The sequence below is a fragment of the Deinococcus sp. genome, from assembly GCF_025362455.1.
Classification (GTDB): Bacteria; Deinococcota; Deinococci; order Deinococcales; family Deinococcaceae; genus Deinococcus.
Genome location: NZ_JANYGJ010000115.1, coordinates 1 through 2,825 on the forward strand (window position 1 = coordinate 1; position 2,825 = coordinate 2,825).

A 2,825-nucleotide genomic window follows, 5' to 3' on the forward strand; every position below is an offset into this window, starting at 1 on the left:
ACGGTGCTGGGGCGGGCGTCCCCGAAGACGTTGGCGGCCAGCGCTTCGAGGCGGCCCACGTCCAGATGCTCGATGACTTCCGCCAGCACCGCCGCGCCGAAGCCGCGCAGCCGGGCGTCGCGGTAGGTCAGCGAGCCGTGCAGCAGCCGGACCCGTTTTTCCAGCTCCGGGCGCTCATCCAGCTTGAGGCGTCGCCGGGCGATCTCCAGGGCGCGGGCGCTGACGTCCAGACCGACCAGCTCGCGGAACTGGGCCACCGGCAGCAGCATTTTGAGCAGTCGGCCCTCGCCGCAGCCCAGATCGAGCACCGTCTGGGCGCCGCTGGCCCGGAGCTGCTCGGCAACCCAGGCCAGCCGCCCGGCGTGAACGGTACGGGCCGCCGCCGTTTCCGGTGCGGGTTCGTCACCGCTATCGGTCTCGCCCTGTCCAGTAAAGTGCTCAGCGGCAAAATGTTCGGTGGCCTGGCGAATCAGCGAGCGCAGTTGCAGATAGCGCGTGGCGATCAGATCGCGCTCCGGGTGGGCCTCCAGCCAGCCCTCGCCGCGCCGCAGCAGCTTTTCCAGCTCGGCTTCATCGAGGAAGTGGTGTTTGCGGGCAGTGTCCAGCACCGGCAGCAGCACGTACAGGTGCGCCAGCAGGTCGCGCAGCCGGACGGTGCCGCCGAGCTTGAGGGCGACGTAGGGCCGCTCGCCCCATTCCGGATAGCGCGGATCGAGCGCAATCGGGGTCACGTCCACCGCGTAGCCCAGCGGCCCGAACAATCTCTCTGGCAGATCCGCCGGGCCGCGCACCGGCAGGCAGGGCAGCTCGATCTCAAACGGAAGCGCCAGCTCGGCCACTGCCTGTCGGTCCTTGCTGCGCCCGCTCAGGGCCGTGCCGAAGGCGTCCCGCAGCGCCAGTGCCAGAAAGCTGCCGGAGGCGTAGGGCCGGTCGTTGACGTAGGGTTCCAGCGGCGCGTTCGGATGGCCGCCCCGGAAGCGCCGCGACAGCGCCACCGGGTCGACGTCGAGCAGCAGGGCGGCGGCGCTGCGCTCAGCGGTGTTCTCCGGATAAAACACCCGCGCCGTGCCGAACGGCAGCGCCGACTCGAATATCCGAGCCGGGTGCTTGTGCAGCAGGTAGCCCAGGTCGGTGGCGGGCGCAGCGTCGGAGGCGTGGAGGGTCAGCGTCAGCAGCATATCCGGAGCCTAGCAGCCGGGCTGGGGTTAGGGCGTGGGCACAATGGCTGAGGGTCAGATTGTCCTCAAGTTGAGGTAGATTCGCACTTCTCCCTAGACTTGAGGACAATCCTATTTCCCAGCATTCCTGAATACCCCCTTCCAACCGCCGACTCTCAGCTTCGCAGCGGCCCGCCGCGTGGCTTCCACATACGCCTGAGTGAGTCTGGCCGGTTGCCGACCTGCCAGCGCCGCGCTCAGCGCCGACTCACTCAGCGTTTCAAGGCCAGTGACGCCTGCCGGGTCACGACTACCTTCCCCGCTGAAGGTGCGGGCCAGGCCCTCGGCCAGCCAGCGGGGCAGACCAGGGGGCTGGGCGGTGTGAAAGGCCTCGTGCCGGATGGTGACGGGCAGCGTTCCGCGCGCCGCCAGGGCGCCGAGCCGCTGGGTGGAGATGGTCGCGCCCCGCGTGATGGCGGCGATGCCCGCTGCTTCTCCGGTGCGCTGGGCAAACCCCGCCGCGTTGAGCGCCGCCTCGATGCGGACCCGCGCCGGAACCGGCAGGCCGAGCCGCCGCAGGTCGCCCGCCGCCGCGTCCCAGGCCCGAAAGACGGCGGCGAGCTGCTCAGCGTCCCGCGCATCGACGTAGCTGACGACCAGGCCGCCGTGACGGACCTGAGCCGCCAGCCCAGACGAAACCAGAGCCGAGCCGAGCAGCAGCCCCAGCAAGGCAACACCGAGCCTCACCGCCTACTGGCCCCGGTCCCGCACCGTCAGGGTGGCCGCCGGGCCGTAGGCTTCGACCTCCGGGTCGTACATCAGGAAGGCGTGGGTGGGCAGGGCGGTAAACGTGCCGGGGGTCTGGGCACGCAGCAGGTAGGTGATGCTCTGGCGGCCCGACAGGTAATCGGCGTAGAGGTCCACCCGGTCGTCGAGCAGGTCGCGCCCGGCGTACCAGTAGTTCCAGCTCTGCCAGTCGTAGCTGCCAGGGTCTTTGAGTCCGGCGATGGCCAGGCTGCGTTCGTCGAGCGCCTTCATGCCCGCCGGAATCGGGTCGCTGATCAGCAGGTAGCGGGCGGAGTGCTTAAGAGGTTGCACGCTGAGCGTGACCAGAATCAGGTCGCCGGTCGTCACCGGCTGCATCTGGCCGAGCTGCTGCAAAGGGGTGCGGCGGTAGGTGTAGCGCTTCTCCTTGTCGTTCCACAGCGGATCGAGGCGCTCGTACTGGCGGCTGAGCAGCAATCCTTTGGTCTGGTCGCCCCCAAGCTGGGCCTGCTCGCGGCTGAAGGTCAGCGCCGAGCTGTAGCTCAGGCTCTGCGGCAAATTATCGCCCTGAAGGCTGAGGGTGTGTGTGCCCGCTTTCAGGCCCGCCGTGTCCAGCTTGAGGCTGACGGCGCCGCGCCCGTCCAGGCTGGCTGTTCCGGCGCTTTTACCGTCGAGCAGGGCGGTCACGTCGCCAGTGAAGGCGGCCCCCGGCTTGAGGGCCAGCGCGGCGACGATGACGCTGGTGGTGTCCTGGGTGCTGATCCACTGCGGGCCGCGCCGGGCGCCCAGCAACCACTGCGAAGTCGGGGCGATCAGCGGGCTGCCGGGGTCGAGTTTGGCCAGCGCTTCGAGGGCCGCCGCCGTCACCTGGATGCTGTTGTCGTCCCAGTAGTCGTACCAGTA

General features: G+C 69.4%; 3 protein-coding genes. All 3 read right to left on the minus strand.

What is annotated here, in order from left to right; genetic code table 11:
• Nucleotides 1–1,178 (minus strand): 3' terminal RNA ribose 2'-O-methyltransferase Hen1 (locus Q0R23_RS09180; protein ID WP_293912325.1); only part of this gene is annotated, 1,178 nt, incomplete at its 3' end.
• Between the two features lie 111 nt (nt 1,179–1,289).
• Nucleotides 1,290–1,904, minus strand: coding sequence for a hypothetical protein (locus Q0R23_RS09185; protein WP_293912327.1), 615 nt, complete (start codon nt 1,902–1,904; stop codon nt 1,290–1,292).
• Nucleotides 1,905–1,907: 3 nt separating this feature from the next.
• Nucleotides 1,908–2,825 (minus strand): hypothetical protein (locus tag Q0R23_RS09190; RefSeq protein WP_293912329.1); only part of this gene is annotated, 918 nt, incomplete at its 5' end.